General features: G+C 63.0%; 21 protein-coding genes. 11 read left to right on the forward strand and 10 right to left on the reverse strand.

Features of this window, described 5'->3' with window-relative positions; translation table 11 throughout:
• The first annotated feature begins 132 nt into the window (after positions 1–132).
• Both IG122_RS01165 and IG122_RS01170 read left to right on the forward strand, forming a co-directional pair.
• Positions 133–984, forward strand: a complete 852-nt coding sequence (locus tag IG122_RS01165; protein ID WP_193179657.1) for an amidohydrolase family protein — start codon at positions 133–135, stop codon at positions 982–984.
• Positions 985–1307: 323 nt separating this feature from the next.
• Positions 1308–1583: an HU family DNA-binding protein gene (locus tag IG122_RS01170; protein ID WP_193179659.1), complete on the forward strand. Its 276-nt coding sequence runs from the start codon at positions 1308–1310 to the stop codon at positions 1581–1583.
• 116 nt (positions 1584–1699) lie between these two features.
• On the opposite strand, the gene IG122_RS01175 is transcribed toward IG122_RS01170, so the two are convergent.
• Positions 1700–2524, reverse strand: coding sequence for an ion transporter (locus IG122_RS01175; RefSeq protein ID WP_193179661.1), 825 nt, complete (start codon positions 2522–2524; stop codon positions 1700–1702).
• A 77-nt stretch (positions 2525–2601) separates the two neighbouring features.
• Positions 2602–3189: a carboxymuconolactone decarboxylase family protein gene (locus IG122_RS01180; RefSeq protein ID WP_193179663.1), complete on the reverse strand. Its 588-nt coding sequence runs from the start codon at positions 3187–3189 to the stop codon at positions 2602–2604.
• Positions 3190–3455: 266 nt separating this feature from the next.
• Between IG122_RS01180 and IG122_RS01185 the strand changes: the two genes are divergently transcribed.
• Positions 3456–5009 (forward strand): trimethylamine methyltransferase family protein, encoded by a 1554-nt coding sequence (locus IG122_RS01185; RefSeq protein WP_226893248.1) that lies wholly within the window; start codon positions 3456–3458, stop codon positions 5007–5009.
• Between the two features lie 142 nt (positions 5010–5151).
• Positions 5152–5856 carry a VIT1/CCC1 transporter family protein gene (locus IG122_RS01190; protein ID WP_193179665.1) on the forward strand — a complete coding sequence of 235 codons (705 nt, stop codon included), beginning with the start codon at positions 5152–5154 and terminating at the stop codon, positions 5854–5856.
• A 54-nt stretch (positions 5857–5910) separates the two neighbouring features.
• On the opposite strand, the gene IG122_RS01195 is transcribed toward IG122_RS01190, so the two are convergent.
• The 6 genes from IG122_RS01195 to IG122_RS01220 all read right to left on the reverse strand — a co-directional run bounded on the left by IG122_RS01195 (position 5911) and on the right by IG122_RS01220 (position 11977).
• A complete protein-coding gene (locus tag IG122_RS01195) occupies positions 5911–6192 on the reverse strand; it encodes a DUF2160 domain-containing protein (RefSeq protein WP_226893249.1) in 282 nt (93 codons plus the stop codon).
• A gap of 20 nt (positions 6193–6212) precedes the next feature.
• Complete coding sequence (locus IG122_RS01200) at positions 6213–7022, reverse strand: carbohydrate ABC transporter permease (RefSeq protein ID WP_193179667.1); 810 nt, start codon at positions 7020–7022, stop codon at positions 6213–6215.
• 1 nt (position 7023) lies between these two features.
• A complete protein-coding gene (locus IG122_RS01205; protein ID WP_193179669.1) occupies positions 7024–7887 on the reverse strand; it encodes a carbohydrate ABC transporter permease in 864 nt (287 codons plus the stop codon).
• Complete coding sequence (locus IG122_RS01210) at positions 7884–8969, reverse strand: ABC transporter ATP-binding protein (protein ID WP_193179670.1); 1086 nt, start codon at positions 8967–8969, stop codon at positions 7884–7886. The genes IG122_RS01205 and IG122_RS01210 overlap by 4 nt, the downstream gene beginning before the upstream one ends.
• A 10-nt stretch (positions 8970–8979) precedes the next feature.
• Entirely contained in the window at positions 8980–10062 is a 1083-nt protein-coding gene (locus IG122_RS01215) for an ABC transporter ATP-binding protein (protein WP_193179672.1), read from the reverse strand.
• Positions 10063–10240: 178 nt separating this feature from the next.
• Positions 10241–11977 carry an ABC transporter substrate-binding protein gene (locus tag IG122_RS01220; protein WP_193179674.1) on the reverse strand — a complete coding sequence of 579 codons (1737 nt, stop codon included), beginning with the start codon at positions 11975–11977 and terminating at the stop codon, positions 10241–10243.
• A gap of 368 nt (positions 11978–12345) precedes the next feature.
• On the opposite strand from IG122_RS01220, the gene IG122_RS01225 reads away from it, so the two are divergent.
• The 6 genes from IG122_RS01225 to IG122_RS01250 all read left to right on the forward strand — a co-directional run bounded on the left by IG122_RS01225 (position 12346) and on the right by IG122_RS01250 (position 18186).
• Positions 12346–13140, forward strand: a complete 795-nt coding sequence (locus IG122_RS01225; RefSeq protein ID WP_193179676.1) for a DeoR/GlpR family DNA-binding transcription regulator — start codon at positions 12346–12348, stop codon at positions 13138–13140.
• Positions 13141–13152: 12 nt separating this feature from the next.
• Complete coding sequence (glpD, locus tag IG122_RS01230) at positions 13153–14652, forward strand: glycerol-3-phosphate dehydrogenase (RefSeq protein ID WP_193179678.1); 1500 nt, start codon at positions 13153–13155, stop codon at positions 14650–14652.
• Between the two features lie 103 nt (positions 14653–14755).
• Positions 14756–15670, forward strand: coding sequence for a DMT family transporter (locus IG122_RS01235; RefSeq protein WP_193179680.1), 915 nt, complete (start codon positions 14756–14758; stop codon positions 15668–15670).
• A gap of 108 nt (positions 15671–15778) precedes the next feature.
• Positions 15779–16414, forward strand: a complete 636-nt coding sequence (upp, locus tag IG122_RS01240; RefSeq protein WP_193179682.1) for a uracil phosphoribosyltransferase — start codon at positions 15779–15781, stop codon at positions 16412–16414.
• Between the two features lie 7 nt (positions 16415–16421).
• Positions 16422–17627, forward strand: coding sequence for a CaiB/BaiF CoA transferase family protein (locus tag IG122_RS01245; RefSeq protein WP_193179684.1), 1206 nt, complete (start codon positions 16422–16424; stop codon positions 17625–17627).
• Positions 17628–17646: 19 nt separating this feature from the next.
• Positions 17647–18186 (forward strand): cysteine hydrolase family protein, encoded by a 540-nt coding sequence (locus IG122_RS01250; RefSeq protein WP_193179686.1) that lies wholly within the window; start codon positions 17647–17649, stop codon positions 18184–18186.
• A gap of 3 nt (positions 18187–18189) precedes the next feature.
• Here the strand turns inward: IG122_RS01250 and IG122_RS01255 are convergent, their stop codons facing one another.
• Positions 18190–18675 (reverse strand): VOC family protein, encoded by a 486-nt coding sequence (locus tag IG122_RS01255; protein WP_193179688.1) that lies wholly within the window; start codon positions 18673–18675, stop codon positions 18190–18192.
• A 225-nt stretch (positions 18676–18900) separates the two neighbouring features.
• Here IG122_RS01255 and IG122_RS01260 point away from each other — a divergent pair, with 225 nt between their 5' ends.
• Entirely contained in the window at positions 18901–22098 is a 3198-nt protein-coding gene (locus tag IG122_RS01260; RefSeq protein ID WP_193179690.1) for a response regulator, read from the forward strand.
• Here the strand turns inward: IG122_RS01260 and IG122_RS01265 are convergent.
• Positions 22095–22877: a DUF2189 domain-containing protein gene (locus tag IG122_RS01265; protein ID WP_193179692.1), complete on the reverse strand. Its 783-nt coding sequence runs from the start codon at positions 22875–22877 to the stop codon at positions 22095–22097. The genes IG122_RS01260 and IG122_RS01265 overlap by 4 nt on opposite strands.
• Positions 22878–22906: the final 29 nt, after the last annotated feature.

The following is a 22906-nucleotide window of genomic DNA, read 5'->3' on the forward strand; positions in this document are numbered from 1 at the left end:
GGTCTCCAAGGCGTTTCCAAATCTGGTTGGGGCAGACAATATGGCGAAAAGGCGGGAGCGATAATCGCCAATTTCACCCTGCGGTGTTCGGCGCGGGGAAAGCATCGGACGGAAAACGGGAGGCGGGGAGCGATGACGCGCGAAGAAGCGATCGATTGCCACATACATATAATAGGCGGCGCGGAGACCTATCCGTTCGACCCCAAGAGGCGCTATACACAGGCGCCGGCGTCGGTGGAGGATTACTGGGCCGCACTCGCGGATACGCCGGTTTCCCGCACCGTCGTCGTGCAGCCGAGTTTCTACGGTACGGACAATTCCTGCATGGTCGACGCGTTGCGGGCGATGGGCGGCCGCGCGCGGGGCGTCGCGGTGCTCGACCCGGAGCAGATCGCCGACCGAAGTCTCCAGGATCTGCACGAAGCCGGGGTGCGCGGATTGCGTCTCAATATGTTGTCGGTCCGCAGCGGCGTCCGTCCGCTCGAACAGTCTCTGAGGGAGGTCGATGCCGCCCTTGCCGGGAGCGGCTGGCACATCCAGGTCTTCTGCGATCCCTCAAGCTACGCGTTTCTGGCGGAGCAGCAGGCGAAGCTCTCCTCTTATCTGGTGCTCGATCATTTCGGCTTTCTCGCTCCCGGCGCGGCGCCGGATGAGAGGGCGGGGTTGCTGCGCCTGATCGAGGACGGCGCCTGGATCAAGCTGTCGGGCGTCGACCGCCTGACGCGAGGCGGGGACGCGAGCTGGTTCCGCGATCTTGCGAATGAGATTGCGGACATCGGTGCGGACCGGATCGTCTGGGGCAGTGACTGGCCGCACACCCCGCTGCATACGGATGAGGCTGTGGATGCCTGGGCGCTCTCTCCGCCGCGCAACCCAGGCACGGCCGGTCTGTTCCGGGCAGCGGAATTGTGGTTCCAGGATAGGGCGGTACGGCGACGATTCCTGCTGGAGAACCCTGTCGCGCTCTATGACTTTCCGAACTGATGGAGAGAGCCGTCATTGGCTTTCGATGTTGATTCTATCGGAATCGGCTCCGGAAAACCTCTCGAACCCCCCTTAAGCGTAGCGATCATGCGGTTTTTTTGACCTTCCGGAGGTACATCGAATAGGTGTGCATCCTGAGCGGATTTTAACCCCTATCTCCGTAACGCTTTGATTTTTCGCGATTATTAATTCTTCGCGAGTGGTTAGCTAAAAACAGCGGAGAAACTCGCGAGAAATCTCGCATTTCCGAGCGATTCCGGGGCTTGCAGCGGGAATGAGAATCCCAGAGACTGCGGCCCATCCAATAACGGGAGATCAGTTCCATGAATAAATCCGAACTCAGCGCGGCAGTTGCCTCCAAGACCGGCCTCACCCAGGCTCAGGCCGAAGCGGCAGTTAACGGTGTGATCGATGCGGTCACCGACACGCTGAAAAAGGGTGGCGATGTCCGCCTCGTCGGCTTCGGCACTTTCTCTGTCTCTGAGCGGGCCGCCACCACTGGCCGCAATCCGCGCACGGGCGAGACCATCAACATCGCCGCGTCGAAGCAGGCGAAGTTCAAGGCTGGTCAGGCCCTGAAGTCGGCCGTCAACGGCTGATTTTCTTTCGAACCGGGCGCGCGTGTCGCGCCCGGTTCGTTTCCTGTTATTGTTCGAGACCGCCTAGGAGGCGGTTTTTTTGTGCCTGCTTTCCGCCCGGGGCTGCTTGGTGAGCCTCAACGGTCCTTCAGGTCCTGCACATCGGCGCGGAGCGCGCGCAGCTCGTTCAGCAATTCCATGTGATCGGCATGGGTGAAGGTCTTCATCTCTTCCGTGGCGGTCTCGGAGCGTTCCCGCGCCACGTCGTCGGCGATCGACTGCATGGAGTTGACGATGATGGCGATGAACAGGTTCAGCATCGTGAAGGTCGCCACCAGGATGAAGGGAACGAAGAAGGCCCAGGCGTAGGGGAAGACCTCCATCACCGGGCGGACGATTCCCATCGACCAGCTTTCCAGCGTCATGATCTGGAACAGGCTGTACATGCTGGCGCCGATATTGCCGAACCATTCGGGAAAGGCCGCGCCGAAGAGCTTCGTCGCCATCACGGCGAAGACGTAATAGACAAGCATCAGAAGTCCCGCGATGGAGCCGAGCCCCGGAAGGGAGCGGAGCAGGGCTTCGACGACCATGCGCATCCGCGGCACCATGGAGAGCAGGCGCAGCGCCCGCAGCACCCGGAGCGCCCGGAGAACGGAGAGGGCGCCGGTGCTCGGGATCAGGGCGATGCCGACGACGATGGTGTCGAACCAGTTCCAGGGCTGGCGGACGAAATCGCGCCCCTGACCGACCATCTTCATCAGCAGTTCCGCGCAGAAGCAGACCAGAAGGATGCGGTCGACGGTCTGCAATAGCGGGCCGGCCGTTTCCATCGCGACGGGCCAGGTCTCGAGCCCGAGGATGACCGCGTTCAGGACGATCAGTCCCGTGACGAGATTGGAAAAGCCGGCGCTGTCGACCAAGAGCCGCAAACGCGCGCGAAATCCCTGTCCATCCCCCATGCCCAAAGCTCTCCCTATCCGGTCCGGTTGCCGTGTTGCCGGGCCTATTTAATGATCCGCCGGGCGGAGGAAAAGGGTCAGTCCGCGAATGGTGGTGTCTCGCCCTCGGGAACGTCGACACGGAAGACGTTGAGGTTGGCCGAGATCATCGCGTAATAGCCGGCCAGCGTCACCAGATCCGCCATGCCCCTGTCGCCGGTGAAGGCATGGGTCGCGTCGTAGGTCGCGTCGGAGACGTCGCCCGTTTCCATCAGTTCGGCGACGAAGCTGCGGATGGCCGCGAGCGCCGGGCTTCCCGAAGGGCCGGTGCCGGCCTTGAGCTCGGCGATCTGCTCAGGTGTCATGCCTTCCTTGAGGGCGATCTGCTCGTGCGCCCACCATTCATATTGCGAGCGCCAGTGCCGCGCCACGGTCAGGATGGCGGTCTCGCGTTCCGGGCCGGAAAGCGAGTTCTCGAAGCGCAGCTTCACGCCGAGCGCCTGCGCGGCCTCGCCGGTTTCGGGGGTGTGCAGCCACGCATTGAACGGTCCGCGCAGGGTCCCGTCCGGCTCCATCATGTCGAGGCCAGGCGTCGATTTGAACCGCACGCCGCCGGTGATCGTTTCGTAGAGTTTAGCCTGCGCGGGCGCGAGCTTGTCCGGTGTCATCTTGGGAAGACGGGGCATAGCGGATCCTGATCGAATGCATGGCGCGGACGCGCCGGAGGACGGGAGGTTGATGATACAGTGGTGCGCGGCATTTTCCAGAACCACGGAAGGGGAATGCCTCACCGGCGTCACCTTTTCCGCCGGTTTGGTCCGATAGAGACGATAGAAGTATGGGATCGGGGGGCGATACTGAAGGCGATCCGGGTTCGCCCGGGAGGGGCGGCGCGGCAATGACCGCCCCGGAAACAGGCGGCGGTCCGTCCGCCGCAAGGAAGGAGGCAACCATGCCCGGCATGGAACGCCGGTCCGGACGCAGGTCCGGCGGCGGCCGCAGGCGCGGCGGCGAACCCTCGATCCTCGACCGCCAGAGACCGTTCGGCCGGATCGTCAACCCGTTCCCCCCGGTGAACCCGATGACGCCGGAGCAGCTCGCCAAAGTGCACGACGTCTCGATGCGGATTCTCGAGGAGATCGGTATCGAGGTGATGAGTGCCGATGCGCGCCGCCGGCTGAAGACGGCCGGCGCCGAGACGGACGAGGCGAGCGGCATCGTCCGGATGGACCGGGCGCTGGTGACGGAGCTGGTCGCGAAGGCGCCGGAAAGCTTCACGCTGACTCCGTGGAACCCGGAACGGGCCGTGACCATTGGCGGCAACGTGCTGAATTTCGGCATGGTCTCCGGCCCGCCCAACGTACATGACGCTTTGCGCGGGCGCCGTCCGGGAAATTTCGCCGACTATTGCGAGCTGATGAAGCTGGCGCAGAGCTTCAACGTCATCACCATGTTCGGCAACCAGACCCTGGCGCCGACCGACCTGCCGGCAAACACCCGCCACCTCGACACCTATTTCGCCAACCTGACGCTGACCGACAAGATGTTCTGCGGCATGTCGATCGGCAGCGGCAGGGTGCGGGACCTGATGGAGATGCAGGCGATCGCCCGCGGTCTCACGGTGGAGGATCTTGCGGCGAGCCCGTCGGCGATCACCAACATCAACGTCAATTCGCCGCGCAAGCTCGACAAGGAGATGTCGGACGCCGCCACCACGCTGGCGGAAATGGGCCAGGCGGTGGTCGTCACGCCCTTCACCCTGATGGGGGCGATGACGCCGGTGACGCTCCCGGCAGCGCTGGCCCAGCAGAATGCGGAGGCGCTGCTGACCATCGCGCTGATCCAGGCGGTCCGGCCCGGCGCGCCGGTGGTCTATGGCTGCTTCACCTCGAACGTGGACATGCGCACAGGCGCGCCCGCTTTCGGCACGCCGGAGAACGCCTGGGCCAATCTCGCCGGCGGACAGCTCGCCCGGCATTACCGGCTGCCTTACCGCACAAGCTCCTGCAACGCCTCCAACGTCGCCGACGCGCAGGCGGTCTACGAGACCGAGATGGCGCTCTGGGGCGCAGTGATGGGTCACGGCAACATGATCTACCATGCGGCCGGCTGGCTCGAGGGCGGGCTCGTCGCCTCCTACGAGAAGCTGGTGATCGATGTCGAGATCCTGCAGAACATGGCCGCCTTTCTGGAGCCGGTCGATTTCTCCGATGCCGAGTTCGCCTTCGAAGCGATCCGCGAGACCGCGCCGGGCGGTCATTTCTTTGGCGCCGCCCACACCATGGATCGCTTCAAGACCGCGTTCTACGAGCCTATGGTGAGTGACTGGCAGAACCACGAGAACTGGGAGCTCGCCGGCGCGCGGGACGCGAGCAGCCGGGCGACGGAGATCTGGCAGCAGGTGCTGGAGCGTTACGAGGCGCCGCAGTTCGATCCGGGACGGCGGGAGGCGCTGGAGGCTTACGCGGCGCGGAGGAAGCAGGAGATCGGTTCGGGAGAGCCGTAGGAACGGCGGGCGTTGTCCCGTGCCGCAAGGCCCCCCCGATTTCAGTCTGTCTCCGCGGTCAATTGCCGCGCCGGGATGCCGGTCTTTTTTATCCTCCGCCAGATCGGCTAGGCTCTGTTTCGTATTACGGAGGGGCAATGACATGCCTGAAGCCTCGGCGCACCCTGGGGACCCCCATTATATTACCCGTAGCGGCTGGTTACGCGCTGCGGTGCTCGGCGCGAATGACGGGATCGTCTCTATCTCGTCTTTGATCGTCGGTGTGGCTGCGGCAGATCCCGACCCGGGTACGGTCGTCATCGCCGGAATTGCCGGGCTCTCTGCCGGAGCGATGTCGATGGCTGCCGGAGAGTATGTATCGGTATCCTCTCAGGCGGATGTGGAACGCGCGGACATTGTGCGGGAGTCGGAAGCCTTGAAGGACTTTCCGGAAGAGGAACTCCTCGAACTTGCCGCCATCTATGAGGAAAAAGGGCTCAGTGCGGGGACTGCCCTGATGGTGGCGAAAGAGTTGACGGAAAAAGATGCGCTCGCGTCCCATGTGCGTGACGAGCTGGGCCTCTCGGAAGTCCATGCGGCCAACCCGTTTCAGGCGGCGGTTGCGTCCGGACTGACTTTCAGCATTGCGGCGGCAATCCCGCTTCTGGCGGCCTATTGGGCTCCCGCCGGAACGATAATTCCGGTTGTCCTCGTCGTGACGGTCATCGCTCTGGCGGCTCTTGGTGCGCTGGGGGCGAAAGCCGGTGCGGCCCCTGTCCTGCGCGCAACGCTGCGGGTAGTGATCTGGGGCGTATTCGCAATGGCCGTCACGGCCGGTGTGGGCTGGCTGTTCGGCGTGAGCGTCTAGGCACCGGAGCCGAAGGCGGGCGCAAAGTCGGCGGTCGATGTCCGGGCGACATGCTCAAACGTACCGGAACACCAGCACCCCGTAGACCAACGCGATCCCGAGCGGCCCCCAGAGTACGGTCCCGACGAGCCCGAGCCAGGCGAGGAAGATGAAGGCGCTGCCGAGCAGCCAGATGAAGAGCCGATCGCCGCGCGTCGTCGTCAGGCCGAGCACGCCGTCGCGCGGAGCGCCACCGGGGTTGCGCAGTTCCAGCACCGTCATGGTCGCGAGGCAGCAGGCGATAAACGCGAAGAAGGCGGCGGTGGGCCAGGTCCAGGCCATCCAGCTGAGCAGCATGGTCTCTCTCCTCCCTTGCCTCAGACCCGCCCGAGGGCGAAGCCCTTGGCGATATAGTTGCGCACGAAATAGATCACGAAGGCGCCGGGGATGATGGTCAGCGTTCCGGCGGCGGCGAGCAGGCCTAGCTCGTATCCGGACGAACTCGCCGTCTTCGTCATGGTGGCGGCGATCGGTTTCGCCTCGACCGCGGTCAGGGTCTTGGCCAGCAGCAGCTCGACCCAGGAGAACATGAAGCAGAAGAAGCAGGCGACGCCGATGCCGGCAGCGATGGTCGGTACGAAGATCTTCAGGAAGAAGCTCCAGAAGGAATGGCCGTCGACATAGGCGGTCTCGTCCAGCTCCCGCGGCACGCCGGACATGAAACCCTCGAGGATCCAGACCGCGAGCGGGATGTTGAAGAGCGTGTGCGCCAGCGCCACGGCGATATGGGTGTCGAACAGCCCGACCGCCGAATAGAGCTGGAAGAAGGGCAGGGCGAAGACCGCCGGCGGCGCCATGCGGTTGGTCAGCAGCCAGAAGAAAAGATGCTTGTCGCCGATGAAGCGGTAGCGCGAGAAGGCATAGGCGGCCGGCAGCGCCACCGCGACCGAGACGACCGTGTTCAGGGTCACGTAGGCGATGGAGTTCACATAGCCCATGTACCAGGTCGGGTCGGTGAAGATGGTGATGTAATTGTCGAGCGTGAATTCCTGCGGATAGAGCGTGAAGCTGCCGAGGATCTCGTTCGTCGTCTTGAACGACATGTTCACGAGCCAGTAGATCGGCAACAGCAGGAAGAGGATGTAGAGGGTCGGAACCACGCGTCCGGCGGTCTTGTTCGCGTTCATCTCACTGTTCCTCGTTCCGCGTCATCACGGTGTAGAAGACCCAGCTCAAGAGCAGGATGATCAGGAAGTAGATCAGCGACATCGCCGCGGCCGGGCCGAGATCGAACTGGCCGAGCGCGATCTTCACCAGATCGATCGAGAGCAGGGTGGTCGAGTTTCCGGGCCCGCCTCCGGTCAAGACAAAGGGCTCGGTATAGATCATGAAGCTGTCCATGAAGCGCAGCAGGAAGGCGATGGTCAGCACCCGGCGCAGCTTCGGCAGCTGGATGTAGCGGAAGATCGCCCAGCTTCCGGCGCCGTCGATCTTGGCCGCCTGGTAATAGGCGTCGGGGATCGAGCTGAGGCCGGCATAGGCGAGCAGTACGACGAGCGAGGTCCAGTGCCAGACATCCATCAGGATCAGCGTGAACCAGGCGTCCTCCGGCTGGCGCGTGAAGTTGAAGTCGATGCCGAGGGAATTCAGCGTGTAACCGAGGAAGCCGATATCGGGCAGCGCGAAGATGTTCCACATCGCGCCGACCACGTTCCAGGGGATCAGCAGCGGCAGCGCCATCAACACGAGGCAGACCGAGACCCAGGGCCCCTTGCGCGGCATGGTGAGCGCGATGGCGACGCCGAGCGGCATCTCAATCGCGAGAATACTCGCGGTGAAGATCGCCTGCCTTCCGAGGCTCGCATGGAAGCGCTCGGAATTCAGGATCTCCTCGAACCACATCACCCCGGCCCAGAAGAACTCGTTGTTGCCGAAGGTTTCCTGGACCGAATAGTTGACCACGGTCATCAGCGGGATGATCGCGTTGAAGGCCACCAGTGCGAAAACGGGCAGGACGAAGAGCCACGCCTTGTTGTTCTGCAGCTTGTTCATCGCGTCGCTCCCGAGGCCACGAGCCAGCCGTCCCGGTAGATCCGGGTCCGGTCGGCGCGGAAGGAAAGGGCGGTCTTGCCGGTCGGGATCTCGACGCCCTCGTTCACCAGCAGTTTGACCGGCGCGTCGCCGACGCGGGTCTCGACGATCTGGTAGCGGCCGCTGTCGCTCACCTTCACCACATCGGCCTCGATCCCGCTTTCCGCGAGACTGACGAATTCCGGGCGCACGCCGAGACGGAGCGGGCCGCTCTCGCCCTCCTTCACTGAGCCCGCGTTGGCGGCCTCGATCTCGCGGCCCTGCAGGAACGCCTTCCCGCCCTTCACCTCGCAGTCGAGGATGTTCATGCCGGGAGAGCCGATGAAATGGCCGACGAACTCATGCTGCGGTGTCTCGAAAAGCTCGACCGGGGTGCCGATCTGCACCACCTGGCCGACATTCATCACCACCACCTTGTCGGCGAAGGTCAACGCCTCGGTCTGGTCGTGGGTGACGTAGATCATCGTCCGCTTCACCCGCTGGTGCAGCTCTTTCAGCTTGGAGCGGAGCTGCCATTTCAGATGCGGGTCGATCACCGTCAGCGGCTCGTCGAACATGATCACGTTGACATCGTCGCGTACGAGGCCGCGGCCGAGCGAAATCTTCTGTTTGCCGTCCGCGGTGAGGCCCGAGGCGCGGTTCTGCAGCGTCTCCTCGAGATCGATCATCGCCGCGATCTCGCGCACCTTGCGGTCGACATCGGCCTCGGCGACGCCCCGGTTGCGGAGCGGGAAGGCGAGGTTGTCGTAGACGCTCATGGTGTCGTAGACGACCGGGAACTGGAAGACTTGCGCGATATGACGCTGGTCCGGCGCCAGACCGGTCACGTCCTTGCCGTCGAACAGCACCTTGCCGTGGCTCGGCGTCAGCAGGCCGGAGATGATGTTGAGCAGCGTGGTCTTGCCGCAGCCGGAGGGGCCGAGCAGGGCATAGGCGCCGCCATCCTCGAAACTCACGTCGAGCTGCTTCAGGGCGTAATCGTCCGGGCTCGCGGGGTTCGGCACGTAGGCGTGCCGGAGATCGTCGAGGGTGATCTTCGCCATCCTCTCTCTCCTAACTCTGCGCTGCGCCGGCGGCGGCGAAACTGCCGTCCGGGGCGAAATAGAGAGCCTGCGCGAAATCGGCATGCAGGTGCGCCTCGCTGCCGACCTCGAAGGCGTGGATGCCGTGCGACTGGGAGACCCAAGTCTCCTTGCCGCGGGCGAAATGGATGATGCTTTCCGAGCCGCTGAGTTCTGTCACCAGCACCCGCCCGGACACTGGAACCGGATCCGCGCCCGCGGCGGCGGGGGTGACGAAATGCGGACGGATAGCCAGCGTGTAGCTGCCGTCGGCAAGTCCGGCGGCGGTGCCTTTCGCCGTCCAGCGCGCACCGTCCGCATCCTCGAAATGGTCGCCTTTCTTTTCGCAGCCCATCACGTTGATCGGCGGGTCGGAGAAGACCTCCGCGCTGACCAGGCTGTTCGGTTTGCGGTAGATCTCGCGCGTCGGCCCGAACTGGGTGACGGCGCCCTCGAACAGCGTCGCGGTGCTGCCGCCGAACAGCAGCGCTTCGGTCGGCTCCGTCGTCGCGTAGACGACGATGCAATTGCGGTCGGCGAAGAGGCGCGGGAGTTCGTCGCGCAATTCCTCGCGCAGCTTGAAATCGAGATTGGCAAGCGGCTCGTCGAGCAGCACGAGGTCCGCGTCCTTGACCAGCGCGCGGGCGATCGCGGTGCGCTGCTGCTGGCCGCCGGAAAGCGCGCCGGGCAGCCGGTCCAGCATCGGGGTAAGGCGCAGCAGCTCGGCCATGGTGCCGACCCGTTCGCGGATCGTCGCCTCCGGCGCGCGCGCCACCCGGAGCGGGGAGGCGATGTTCTCGAACACGCTCATGTTCGGGTAGTTGATGAATTGCTGATAGACCATCGACACGTTGCGCTTCTGCACGGGCATGCCGGTGACGTTCTTGCCGTCGAACCAGATCTCGCCTTCCAGCGGGCGTTCGAGCCCGGCCATCAGCTGCATCAGTGTGGTTTTGCCGGCGAGGGTCGAGCCGAGCAGGATATTGAAGCTGCCGGTCTCGAACGTCAGGTCGGTCGGGTGGATATGCACCGCGTTTCCGACACGCTTGGTTACGCCTTTGAGTGTAAGTGCCATGGCCTGTCGAGAGGTCGGCGGATCACGTCGCGGGCCGTCCCGCCGTATCCGCATATGTAGGGAACTCTAGCCCGGAAGCCGTTTTTCGGGAACCGCGCGCGGATGCCAGAGAAAAATCCGGGGCCGGATCGAGGGATACGGCCCCGGGGAGTGGAGTCTCCGAGCTAGGGAGAGGGTCCTATTTCTGAGCCCAGCGTTTCACCAGCTCATCGTAGGATACGGTCTCGCCCTTCGGCTTTTCGTTGGCGAGCTTCGCTTTCGCGCCGCCCTTGCCGAGCCATTCGGACGGATCCTTTTCCGCATTCAGGCGTGGGCCGCAGCCGCCATAGGTGTTGGCGCCCTTGTCCGCGCGTTCCATGCGGGCCATCACCTGGTCCATCTCGCTGGCGAGACGGTCCATCGCTTCCTGCGGGGTGAAGGCGCCGGAATTGACGTCACCGATCTGCTGCCACCAGAGCTGGGCCAGCTTCGGATAGTCGGGCACGTTCACGCCGGTCGGGGTCCAGTTCACCCGGTCCGGCGAACGGTAGAACTCGACCAGACCGCCGAGCTTCGGCGCGCGCTCGGTGAAGGAGGCGTGGTTGATGTCGCTGTCCCGGATGATGGTCAGGCCGACATGGCTCTTCTTCAGCGAGACGGTCTTGGAGACCACGAACTGGGCATAGAGCCAGGCTGCCTTGCGGCGATCGACCGGGGTGGACTTGAAGAGGGTCCAGGAACCGGCGTCCTGATAGCCGAGCTTCTGACCTTCCTCCCAGTAGGGGCCGTGCGGCGACGGCGCCATGCGCCAGAGCGGCGTGCCACTGTCGTCGACGGTGTTGTTGCCCTCGCTCTTCGGAGCCACCATCGATGCGGTGAAGGCGGTATACCAGAAGATCTGCTGGGCGACGTTGCCCTGGCTGAGGGCCGGAAGCGACTGGTAGAAGTCATAGTCGGCCGCGCCCGGAGGGGCATATTTCCGCAGCCATTCGTCCCATTTGCGGATCGCGTAGACCGCGGCCGGACCGTTGGTGCCGCCGCCACGGGTGACGGAGGCGCCGGCCGGATTGCAGGAGCCTTCCTCCATCCGGATGCCCCATTCGTCGATCGGGCGGCCGTTCGGCAGGCCCTTGGAACCGGCGCCGGCCATCGAGAGCCAGGCATCGGTCATGCGCCAGCCGAGGTCGGGCGCGCGTTTGCCGTAATCCATATGACCGTAGACGCGGACGCCGTCGATTTCCTTCACGTGGTCGGTGAAGAATTCCGCGATGTCCTCATAGGCCGACCAGTTCACCGGAACGCCGAGCTCGTAGCCGTACATTTCCTTGAACTTGGCCTTCAGCTCCGGCTTGTTGAACCAGTCGTAACGGAACCAGTAGAGGTTCGCGAACTGCTGGTCGGGCAGCTGGTAGAGCTTGCCGTCCGGGCCGGTGGTGAAGGACTTGCCGATGAAGTCGTCGACATCGAGCGTGGGGTTGGTGACGTCCTTGCCTTCGCCGGCCATCCAGTCGGAGAGATTGACTGCGAGCTGCAGGCGGGAATGCGTGCCGATCAGGTCGGAATCGTTGATGTAGGCATCGTAGAGGTTCCGGTTCGTCTGCATTTGCGTCTGAACCGCCTGCACCACCTCGCCCTCGCCGAGCAGCTGGTGGTTCACCTTGATGCCGGTGATCTCCTCGAAGGCCTTGGCGAGGGTCTTCGATTCATACTCGTGGGTCGGGATCGTCTCGGACAGGACGTTGATTTCCATGCCCTTGAACGGCTCGGCCGCCTTGATGAACCACTCCATCTCCGACTTCTGCGAGTCCTTGGAGAGTGTGGAGGGCTGAAACTCGTCGTTGATCCATTTTTCGGCCTCGGCCATGCCGGCCACCGCAGCGCCCGGTATAGCCAGCAGCGCCGTGACCGCGACCGCGGCCATCAGTGCTTTTTTCATTGCTTTTCCTCCCAGCTTAAAAAGCTAGAGCGACTATCAAACGAAAAAAAGCGAAGGTCAAGCGATGCTATATGAATTCGAACCGAAGGCGTTTTGCCCCGCCTTAAATGCCTTCGAATCCTTTCCGCGGTTATGTCTGAACGTCTCTGAAAATCAATATTCTAGTCCCGTCTCAGGTGACGGGAATCGATGCATACACAGGTATTTTCCGGAAATGGGTCGACAGCGGGCTTGTCAGTCAATCGAAAGAAAACGAATATAGGGTGCGTTGGCAAGCGGGGTATCTGTTTCCCTGCTTTCGCTTTCGCTTTCCCGCGTTAGTTCTGGGGTTATTTTCGCCGGAACGAAACTAAACGAAAGGAAGCGAGATGGATCCGGTCTCGCCGCGCCAAACCGATATCCTTAAAAAGGCCCGTCAGACCGGACGGGTCGAGGTGGACGATCTTGCGATCCAGTTTGACGTGACTCCGCAAACAATCCGAAAAGATCTGAACGAGATCTGCGACGCGGGCCTGCTGCAGCGGGTGCATGGCGGCGCGGTTTATCCGTCCGGCGCGATCAACTATGCCTACGACGCGCGGCGCTCGCTCGCAGCCGAAGAGAAGCGGCGCATCGGCGAGACGGCGGCGGCGCTCATTCCGGACAACAGTTCGGTGATCCTGAATATCGGGACCACGACGGAGCAGGTTGCCTTCGCGCTGCGCGACCGTGACGGGCTCATGGTCATCACGAACAATATCAACGTCGCCAATATCTTGCGCGAATCCCCCTCGACCGAGGTCATCATCGCGGGCGGCCTCGTGCGGCGGTCGGATGGCGGTATCGTCGGAGAGGCGACAGTCGATTTCATCCGCCAGTTCAAGGTGGACTACGCGGTGATCGGCGCCTCGGCGATCGACGAGGACGGCACGATCCTCGATTACGACTATCGCGAGGTGCGGGTGGCACAGGAGATCATCTCCCATGCGCGGCGCACGATTCTCGTCGCCGATCACATGAAATTCGACCGAAATGCGCCTGTGCGGATCGGTCATCTGAGCGATATCGACGTCCTCGTCACCGACGGCGAGGTGCCCGAGAGCGTTCGGGAAATCTGCGCCGCCCAGGGCGTGTCGATCGAGCTCCCGTATCGGGATCCCCAGGCCGCAAACGACCAGAGTTAAGAAGGAACGGGTATGTACGACATCGCCATCATCGGCGGCGGCATCAATGGCTGCGGGATCGCGCGCGACGCGGCGGGGCGGGGATATTCGGTCTGCCTGGCGGAAATGTCCGACCTCGCGAGCGGAACCTCCTCCTGGTCGACCAAGCTGATCCATGGCGGGCTGCGCTATCTCGAGCATTACGAGTTCCGCCTCGTCCGCGAGTCGCTCGAGGAACGCGAAGTGCTCTGGGCCATGGCGCCGCACATCGTCCGGCCGCTTCGCTTCATCCTGCCGCATCATTCCGGCCTGCGCCCCGCGTGGCTGCTCCGGCTCGGGTTGTTCCTCTATGACCATCTGGGTGGACGGAAGCTGCTTCCGCCGACCCGCGTCGTCGACCTGACCCGCGACGCGGCCGGCGAACCGCTCAGGGACATCTTCCGCAAGGGGTTCGAATATTCCGACTGCTGGGTCGACGACGCGCGGATGGTTGTTCTTAACGCGCGCGACGCGGCCAACCGCGGTGCAGACATCCATACCCGGACCCGGGTCGTCAAAGCGGTTCGCGAGGCCGGGCACTGGCGCGTGACCCTGCTCGATCTCGCGACCGGTGCCGAACGCGAGATCGAAGCGCGGCTGCTGGTCAATGCCGCAGGGCCGTGGGTGGACAAGGTGCTTTCCGAAGCGGCGGGCTGGAACGAGGCGCGCAATGTCCGGCTCGTTCAGGGCAGCCACATCGTGGTGCCGAAGCTCTACGATCACGACCGCTGCTACATCTTCCAGAATCCGGACGGGCGGATTTTCTTCTCCATCCCCTACGAGCAGGATTTCACCCTCATCGGCACGACGGACCGTGACTATGAGGGGGATCCGGGTGCTGTCGCGATCACCGGCGAGGAGAAGGCCTATCTCTGCAAGGCGGCGGGCGAGTATTTCAAGCAGCCGGTCAAGGTGGAGGACATCGTCTGGTCCTATTCCGGCGTCCGTCCGCTGTTTGACGACGGTGCCTCGAAGGCGCAGGAAGCGACCCGCGACTACGTGCTGCGCGAGGACGGAGACAGGGCAAGCGGCGTTCTCATCAATATCTTCGGCGGCAAGCTGACGACCTACCGGCGTCTCGCCAATTCCGTGCTGGGAAAGATCGAGGCGCTGCTCGGCGCCAAGGGGCCGGAATGGAGCGGCGGAGAACCTCTCCCCGGGGGCGATTTCCCGGTGCTTGAGTTCGATGCGAAACTGCGTGCGGTAAAACAGAAATACCCCTTTCTTGACGACCGCACCGCGCTGCGCCTGACTCGGCAGTACGGAACTCTCCTGTTCGAGATTTTCGGCGATGCGATCGATGCGGGCAGCCTCGGGCGGGATTTCGGCGCGGGTCTCACCGAGGCGGAAGTCCGCTATCTGATCGAGCGCGAATGGGCGGTGACGGCGGAAGACGTGCTCTGGCGCCGCAGCAAGCTCGGCCTGCGTCTCGACAAGAGCCAGATCGCTGCGCTCGAGACCTTCATGTCGGAGGCAGCCACCCGCGCTGCGTGACGCAGACCTGCACGCAAATTCCTTGCGGGCATGACGCGTGGTCCGCATGCTGCCTCTCTGGCCATTCGGCCGGCAAATCAATCCCATGGGAGGGAGCCCGGACATGACGGGGCCGAAAGCAGATGGCATCGCGGCCGTCTTCTACGGGAACGCGTATATCATGCTCGCGCTGACCACGGCGATGTGGGGCGGCAACGCGATCGCGGGCAAGCTCGCCATCGGCGAAGTTTCGCCCATGGCGCTGGTCGTGCTGCGCTGGGCGGGCGTGGTCCTGCTCATGGGCGTGGTCTCGCGCCGGAAGGTGATGGCCGAATGGCCGGTGATGCGTCAGCGCATCTGGTTCCTCTGCGCCCTCGGCGCCCTAGGCTTCACGCTCTTCAACGGTCTCTTCTACGTGGCGGCGCACTACACCGTCGCGATCAACATGGGCATCCTCCAGGGCGGTATCCCGGTCTTCGTTCTCGTCGGCGCGCTCGCCGTCTACCGGACGCCGGTATCCGCCGTGCAGGCTGCCGGTGTGCTGCTGACCATGATCGGCATCGCGCTCATCGCCTCGCGGGGCGACCTCGAGCGGCTTGCGGCGCTCGAATTCAACCGCGGCGACATCCTCATGGTCGCGGCCTGCGCGCTCTATGCCGGCTACACGGTCGCTCTGCGCAAGCGCCCGAACGTCTCCGGCCTCGCCATGTTCACGGTCATGGCCGGCGCCGCTTTCGTGACCGCCATCCCGCTTGCCGGGATCGAGATCTATCTCGGCCAATTCCAGTGGCCGACCCTGAAAGGCTGGGGAATCGTTCTCTTCGTGACGCTCTTCCCGTCCTTCCTCGCGCAGATCTTCTTCCTCCGCGGCGTTGACCTGGTCGGTCCGGGCCGCGCGGGGGTCTGGGTCAATCTCGTGCCGATCTACGCCTCGGTCTTTGCGGTGGCGATCCTTGGGGAGGATTTTGCGTGGTTCCACGCGGCGGCGCTGGTCTTCGTGATGGGCGGCATCGCGCTCGCGAACCGCACCAAGGCCTGATCCCTCGGCTGGAGGCTTGCCCTTTTCGGACGACGGCGTATGACTGGGCGGATATGACATTTCCGGCATCACTCCGGTTTGGGGCCGGAGCCTGAGGAGACCATTCACGTGAGCGCACAACCCGTCACCGTCGTCGATCATCCGCTGGTCCAGCACAAGCTGACCATCATGCGAAAGGCCGACACGGCCACCGCGAAGTTCCGTCATCTCCTGAAGGAGATCGCGCACCTGCTCTGTTACGAGGTGCTGCGGGATCTCAGCTTGGAGACCGTCGAGATCGAGACCCCGCTCGAGACCATGATGGCGCCGCGTCTGGAGGGAAAGAAACTCTGCTTCGTCTCCATCCTGCGCGCGGGCAACGGGTTGCTCGACGGTATGCTGGAACTGGTGCCGTCCGCCCGGGTCGGCCATATCGGCCTCTACCGCGATCCGAAGACGCTGCAGCCGGTGGAATATTATCTGAAGCTGCCGGAGCATCGCGACGAGCGGCTCTTCATCGTGGTCGACCCGATGCTGGCGACCGGCAACTCCGCCGTCGCCGCGATCGAGCGGCTGCGCAATGCCGGCGCGACCAACATCAAGTTCGTCTGCCTGTTGGCCGCGCCCGAAGGCATCGAGACCTTCCAGAAGGCGCTGCCGGACGTGCCGATCTTCACCGCCGCGATCGACCGCGAACTGAACGATCACGGTTACATCATGCCCGGCCTCGGCGATGCCGGGGACCGCATGTACGGCACCAAGTAGAGGCGATATGTCGGCTCCGAGGCCTTTGGGGGGAAGGCGGGTTCTCGACCTCACCAACGTGCTGGCGGGGCCGTTCTGCTGTCACCAGCTCGCCCATCTCGGGGCCGAGGTGATCAAGGTGGAGGTGCCGGGCAGCGGCGATCTCGCGCGCCAGCTCGGCTCCGACCCGGCCCTGAACGAGGCTTTGATGGGCGTCTCGTTCCTCGCCCAGAACGCGGGTAAGCGTTCCATCACGCTGAATCTGAAGTCGGAGGCCGGAAAGCAGGCCTTCCTCAAGCTGGTCGCGACGGCGGACGTGCTGGTCGAGAATTTCCGCCCCGGTGTCATGGACCGGCTCGGGCTCGGCTTCGGGCGGCTCAAGACCGTGCGGAGCGACCTTGTCTATTGCGCGATCTCGGGGTTCGGCCAGGACGGGCCGATGCGCGATCTGCCGGCCTACGATCAGATCGTCCAGGGCCTCTCAGGTATCATGAGCATTACGGGCGCACCGGACACGGCGCCTTACCGGGTGGGCTTCCCCGTCGCCGACACGATCGGCGGCCTGACGGCGGCGATGGCGGTGTCCGCGGCGCTGGCGGAAAAAGACCGGACCGAACCGCGCTTCATCGACGTCGCAATGCTGGAAGCGGTGCTGGCGACCATGGGATGGGCGGTCTCGAACTATCTGATCGCCGGCAATCCTCCGCGCCCGCTCGGCAACGACAATGTGACAGCCAGTCCGTCGGGCACTTTCGAGACCGCCGACGGATTGCTGAACATCGCGGCCAATAAACAGGAACAGTTCGAGGCGGTCTGCCGAATTGTCGATCGGGAAGAACTGATCGCGGATCCGCGTTTCGCGACCCGGCTGGCACGGCTGGAAAACCGGACGGAACTGGCGGCTGCTCTGACGGACGCACTCTTGGCGGAAGACGCGGCGAGCTGGGAGACGAAGCTGAATGCGGCTGGGGTGCCAGCCGGGCGGGTCATGTCGGTCCCCGAGATACTCGCGGCGCCGCAGATCGCCGGCAGGGGGCTTGTCGAGAGTTTCGCCGCGGTTCCGGGTGCCGGGAGAGATATCAGCGTGGTGGTCCCCGGCGTGAAGATTGACGGGGCGGCGCCACGCGTCGATGCGCCACCGCCCGTGCTCGGTGCCCAGACGGACGAGATCCTGAACGACCTCGGTTACGGTGCGGAGGAGATCGCGCGGCTGAGGGCCGAGGGAGCGATATGACGGGAAGGAACCGCCGGCGATGAAGACCGCCTTGATCGTGATCGACATGCAGCTCGGATCCTTCACGCCCTATTCCGCGCGGCACGATACGCTGGGCACAGTCGAACGCATCAATGCGCTTGCGCGAATGGTGCGGGAAAAAGGCATGCCGGTCGTCTTCGTGCAGCATGATGGGCCGGAGGGGGATCCCCATCATCCGGATGCGGAAGGCTGGCACATGCTGCCGGAGCTGGAGGTGGGCCCGGAAGATCTGATGGTCCGGAAGACATCCTGCGATGCCTTTCTCGGAACCGGTCTTGCCGAAATCCTTGAGTCGGAAGACGTCGGGCGCGTGATCGTAACCGGGTGCGCCTCCGACTACTGTATCGACACTACGGTGCGCGCCGCCCTCGCGCGGGGAATCCCGACCGTCGTGCCATCCGACGGACACACAACGGCTGAACGGCCGCATCTGTCGGCGGAGAAGATCATCGAGCACCACAATTCGATCTGGTCTGATTTTCTCTCGCCGATCGGTCCAGCCTCGGTGTTGCCTTCGGCGGAGATCAAGCTCGACTGAGACTCAGGCGTTCGCCTTCTTCGCCTGCCATTCCTGCAGGGCAGAATGGGCGTGACCGTCGCTGCCGTCCATTGCTTCGTCATGGCCCTCGCGCTTGGCGGTCAGCTCTATGACGTAGCCGTTCGGATCACGGAAATAGATTGAGTCGATGAAGCCGTGATCGGCAATGCCTCGGGTCTCGATCCCGGCCTTCTTACCCTTTTCATACATCGCCTTTAGTTCATCCATGCCGACCTCAAGCGCGATATGCAGGTCGAAATCGTGCTGTTCCTTGAACTCGAAGGGCCGGTCCGGGGCTTCGAAAAAGGCAAGGGCGGAGCCGTCTTCCATCTTGTAGAAGGAATGCAGCGTGCTGGTCGGGCGCCCGCTCTTGGTTTCCTTGATCTCGAAGGCATGCACCAACGGCAGGCCCAGAAAATCCTCGTAGAAGGCTCGGGTTTCCTCGGAATCGCGGCAGCGATAGGCGTTGTGGTGAAGCCCTTTGATCATGTCTTCCTCCCTTTCTCGAGCCGCATTCAATGCATGAACATTTATGCCTGCAATTATTCGCTGCAGCCGCGTTGCCGATTCCGTGCTTGCGCCCGAACGGACAATCGAATTGGGGAACATTACCTGACATCTGTCTTAAATCCGCGAAAATTAACCAGCTGCTAAGGTTGCGTGAATATTCTCGCCAGGCTTCTGCGGTACGGATCCAGGTGCGCGGTCGAGAACATGAGCCCAGAAAAACAATTGTTGTCAGGCCCGGATGCTTCCATCGAGGAGCGTGAGACGCTTGAAACCTTTGCAGACATCTCGAACGGCTGGTTCTGGGAAACCGACGAGGATCATTGCTTTACCTACATGTCCCGCTCCGTGACCCGACTGGTGGGCCGTACGCCGGAATGGCATTACGGCAAGTCACGGGCCGAGATCGGGGGGCAGAACCTCCCTTCCGAGATCTGGCGGGCACATCTCGACGATCTTGCCGCGCGGCGGCCATTCGAAAACTTCGTCTTTCAAAGAACCTCCGCCGACTGCGAGGTCTGGATGCGAACCAGCGGAAAACCGCGGTTCGACGGTGACGGCCGTTTCCTCGGCTATCGCGGATTTGCTTCGAACGTGACGGAGGAAATACTCGCCCGCCGCGAGGCCGGACTGTTGCGAGAAGGAATTCAACAGATCAGGGACCCCTTCGTTCTGTGGGGACCGGACGACAGGCTGGTTGTCTGCAACAACGCCTTTCTCGAATTGAATCGCCGGATCCGGGACATTCTGGTGCCCGGCGCCACGTTCGACGACGTGCTTCGTGCCGTCGCTTTCCAGGGGACCGTGGCCGATGCGCTGGGACGCGAGGAGGCTTGGATCGCCGAACGGACAGCGCAGCATCGGCTGCCGCACTACTCTCATGCCGCTGAAATCGGCGGGGGCCGCCACCTCATGATCCATGAGGAGCGGCTGTCGAACGGTGCATCGGTTTGGATCGGACTTGATGTTACACAACTCAAGAACGCCGAACGCCAGGCAGAGGAGTCCCGCCGGCGTCTGACCGAGGCCATCGAAGCTCTGCCCGACAGTTTTTCCTACTACGACTCGGATGACCGGCTGGTTCTCTTCAACTCGGGCTACGCGGAGTTCTTTCGGCAGTTCGGGATGGAGGCGAAAGTCGGACTTTTGTTCGAAGATGTGCTCCGGAGCGGTGTGCGGTCCGGTCTCCATGCGATCACCGACATGGACGAGGAGGAGTGGATCCAGGCACGGCTCAAACAGCACCGGTCGAAAGAGGTCTCGCGCATAGACCAGTTTTTCAACGGCGGCTGGGTTCGCATTATCGAGAACAGTACCGGCGATGGCGGACGCGTCGGGCTTCGTATCGATATTTCCGAGCTCAAGTTGCAGGAGGACGAGCTTCGGCGGGCACGCGAAGAGGCCGAACTCGCGAACAGCGCCAAGTCGATGTTCCTCGCAAATATGAGCCACGAAATCCGGACACCGCTGAACGGCGTGATCGGTCTCAGCGGGCTGCTGGGCGACACACCGCTCAACGATCAACAGCGCGGTTACATGCAGAAGATCGAGGCTTCGTCCGAGAGTCTTCTCGCGATCATCAACGACATCCTCGATTTCTCCAAAATCGAGGCCGGGGAGATGAATGTCGAAACCGTCGACTTCAATCTCAAAAACGAGATCAAGCGGATCGACGATGTCATTTCCCTGCGTGCCGCAGAAAAGGGTTTGTCTTTCGAGACCTTCATCGATCCCAGTGCGCCTGGAAGCCTGCGCGGAGACCCGGTGCGGATCGGTCAGATCCTGCTGAACTTCCTCAGCAACGCGGTAAAATTCACGTCGCGCGGCAAAGTCGCGCTCACGGTTCGTACGGACAGGATCGACGACGGGCGAGCTCTTCTGCATTTCGAGGTGAGCGATACCGGGATTGGAATGACAGAGGAGCAGACGGCCAAGGTCTTCCACTCCTTCACCCAGGCAGACACCTCGACGACACGGAGATTCGGCGGGACCGGTCTCGGTCTTTCGATCAGCGCCTCGCTTGCAGAGCTTCTCGGCGGAGAGATCTGGGTCAAGAGCGTGCCCGGCGAAGGCAGCGTTTTCCATTTCCGTGTTCCGCTGCAAATCAGTGTCGGCTCCGAACCGTCCGCGCTTCCCGAGAGGTTGCGGGTCCTCGTTGCGGACGACAATGAAACCGCAAGGATGGTCGTCGCGGAGATGCTGGCCGCCATGGGAAGCGAGTGCGTGCAGGTGGCCGACGGCGAACAGGCCGTGGCGGCCGCGCGGGACCAGGGACCGTTCGACGTGGTTCTGCTTGATTGGATGATGCCGGGGCTCGATGGATTGGAGGCTTGCCGGCAGATCATCGCAAGTGCGGGAGCCGACGGGGGTGCCGTGCCGCGCGTGCTGATCTTCTCCGCCGAGGCGAGGGACCAGATCAGGGAGGAGGCTCGCGCGTCGGGGGCCAGGGGAATGCTCGCGAAGCCAATCAGTTCCTCGACGCTGCACGACGGCATTGTCGCCGCCCTCGGCCAGGCAAAATTCATCGATGAAGGGGCGCGGTCCGGAGGGCCGCTCGAGGACCTTACCGGTCTCAGGATTCTTCTGGTGGAGGACAACGAGATCAATCGCGAGATTGCGACAGCGGTTCTCGGAAAGGTCGGCGTCGAGGTGACCCAGGCGGAGAACGGTGCGGTTGCCGTGAGCCTTCTGCGCTCCGCCGGTCGTGCTGCCTACGATGCGGTCCTGATGGACATCCAGATGCCGGTGCTGGACGGTTACGCAGCGACGGAAATCATTCGCAGCGAGCCCGAATTCGACGATCTTCCCATTATCGCGATGACGGCCAATGCCTTGTCCGACGAGAAGGAGAAATGCTTTGCCGTCGGAATGCAGGATCATGTCAGCAAGCCGGTGGACAATAGAAAAATGTTCTCGGCTCTTGCGCGTTGGTGCACGATGATCGGAGATAGAACGCGTGCAACTTCGCAGCCGGAAATGATCGCGCCGGTGAACGGGAAAGAGCCGGAGAAATCCGGAGGGGGTAACGTGAACGACACAGCGGCGATTTCTCCGGAGGGACTATCCGAGAGATATGCCCCGATCGCGAAGATGATCGGCGATGAGTCGATGGTCGCCCGTTTCCTTGAGCAGTTTCGGGAGAATTTCTCCGGCGCGCGTGCGGTCTTCGAAGGCCATATCGCGGAAGGCGATCTCGAGTCCATCTATCGCTATGCGCATCAGATCAAGGGGGTCTCGGGCAACCTGCGGCTGAACGACATCTATGAGCAGGCGCAGAAGGTCGAAAGCGATTTCAGGGGTGCAACCACGGTCTCGGACGCAAGTTCCGGCGATCTGGAACATTTGCTCGGCCTGATCGATACGGAAATGCGGTTTATCGATATGTATCTCGCCGCCAGGAGCTAGGTCTCGAACGAGACCAGACTCTTGTAGAGATGCCACGTCGCATGGCCGAGTACCGGCAGGGCGACGATCAGGCCGAGAAACGCCGGAATCATCGACAGATACAGAGTAACGCCGATCGCTGCGGCCCAGCCGACCATGACGGCCGGGCTCATGGTAACGGCCTTGAAGCTGGTGATCATCGCGGTAATGAAATCGTGCTCCTGATCGAGCAGGAGCGGGAACGAGATTGCGGTGGCGGAAAACAGAATAAGCGCCAGGACCGCGCCGAATATGTGGCCCAGACCCAGAAACATCAGGCCGTCCGTGGTGGTCAAGATCACCTGCAGGAAGCCCTCGAAGCTTGTGAAGGACTGGAAGCCGAGGAAAATCGCCAGCAGGACCCTTACCTGATACATCCACATGATCAGCATGAACATGGTCACGAACGCCATCCAGCCAAGTTCGCGCCGGCGCTGCGCGACGATCACTCCGAGAATGTCTTTCCAGGTAAGCGGCTCGCCGGATGCGAGGCGTCTGCTCACTTCATAGAGCCCGACGGCGGCGAAAGGTCCGATCAGGGAGAAGCCGACGGCGGTCGGATAGGCGAGGTAGGAGAGGTTCAGCGCCCACGCCATGGCCAGGATCGACAATCCGCCAAGGGCGAAGAAACCGCCGAAGAACAGGCCGAAAACGGGAGCGTCGCGGAAGTCCCGCCAGCCAGCGGCAAGCGCGTTCCCGATATCGCCGACGGTCGCGGCCCGGACATTAATCCTCGGCGGATAGATAGCATCGTCGATCATGTCGCGTCCTCCCCGATTTCTTTTTTGAG

This window comes from Nisaea sediminum (assembly GCF_014904705.1).
GTDB lineage: Bacteria > Pseudomonadota > Alphaproteobacteria > Thalassobaculales > Thalassobaculaceae > Nisaea > Nisaea sediminum.

Bases quoted from the DNA above. Each gene is read 5' to 3' on its own strand.
- IG122_RS01165 (WP_193179657.1), top strand. From the start codon at position 133: ATGACGCGCGAAGAAGCGATCGATTGCCACATACATATAATAGGCGGC.
- IG122_RS01170 (WP_193179659.1), top strand. From the start codon at position 1,308: ATGAATAAATCCGAACTCAGCGCGGCAGTTGCCTCCAAGACCGGCCTC.
- IG122_RS01175 (WP_193179661.1), bottom strand. From the start codon at position 2,524: ATGGGGGATGGACAGGGATTTCGCGCGCGTTTGCGGCTCTTGGTCGAC.
- IG122_RS01180 (WP_193179663.1), bottom strand. From the start codon at position 3,189: ATGCCCCGTCTTCCCAAGATGACACCGGACAAGCTCGCGCCCGCGCAG.
- IG122_RS01185 (WP_226893248.1), top strand. From the start codon at position 3,456: ATGCCCGGCATGGAACGCCGGTCCGGACGCAGGTCCGGCGGCGGCCGC.
- IG122_RS01190 (WP_193179665.1), top strand. From the start codon at position 5,152: ATGCCTGAAGCCTCGGCGCACCCTGGGGACCCCCATTATATTACCCGT.
- IG122_RS01195 (WP_226893249.1), bottom strand. From the start codon at position 6,192: ATGCTGCTCAGCTGGATGGCCTGGACCTGGCCCACCGCCGCCTTCTTC.
- IG122_RS01200 (WP_193179667.1), bottom strand. From the start codon at position 7,022: ATGAACGCGAACAAGACCGCCGGACGCGTGGTTCCGACCCTCTACATC.
- IG122_RS01205 (WP_193179669.1), bottom strand. From the start codon at position 7,887: ATGAACAAGCTGCAGAACAACAAGGCGTGGCTCTTCGTCCTGCCCGTT.
- IG122_RS01210 (WP_193179670.1), bottom strand. From the start codon at position 8,969: ATGGCGAAGATCACCCTCGACGATCTCCGGCACGCCTACGTGCCGAAC.
- IG122_RS01215 (WP_193179672.1), bottom strand. From the start codon at position 10,062: ATGGCACTTACACTCAAAGGCGTAACCAAGCGTGTCGGAAACGCGGTG.
- IG122_RS01220 (WP_193179674.1), bottom strand. From the start codon at position 11,977: ATGAAAAAAGCACTGATGGCCGCGGTCGCGGTCACGGCGCTGCTGGCT.
- IG122_RS01225 (WP_193179676.1), top strand. From the start codon at position 12,346: ATGGATCCGGTCTCGCCGCGCCAAACCGATATCCTTAAAAAGGCCCGT.
- glpD (WP_193179678.1), top strand. From the start codon at position 13,153: ATGTACGACATCGCCATCATCGGCGGCGGCATCAATGGCTGCGGGATC.
- IG122_RS01235 (WP_193179680.1), top strand. From the start codon at position 14,756: ATGACGGGGCCGAAAGCAGATGGCATCGCGGCCGTCTTCTACGGGAAC.
- IG122_RS01245 (WP_193179684.1), top strand. From the start codon at position 16,422: ATGTCGGCTCCGAGGCCTTTGGGGGGAAGGCGGGTTCTCGACCTCACC.
- IG122_RS01250 (WP_193179686.1), top strand. From the start codon at position 17,647: ATGAAGACCGCCTTGATCGTGATCGACATGCAGCTCGGATCCTTCACG.
- IG122_RS01255 (WP_193179688.1), bottom strand. From the start codon at position 18,675: ATGATCAAAGGGCTTCACCACAACGCCTATCGCTGCCGCGATTCCGAG.
- IG122_RS01260 (WP_193179690.1), top strand. From the start codon at position 18,901: ATGAGCCCAGAAAAACAATTGTTGTCAGGCCCGGATGCTTCCATCGAG.
- IG122_RS01265 (WP_193179692.1), bottom strand. From the start codon at position 22,877: ATGATCGACGATGCTATCTATCCGCCGAGGATTAATGTCCGGGCCGCG.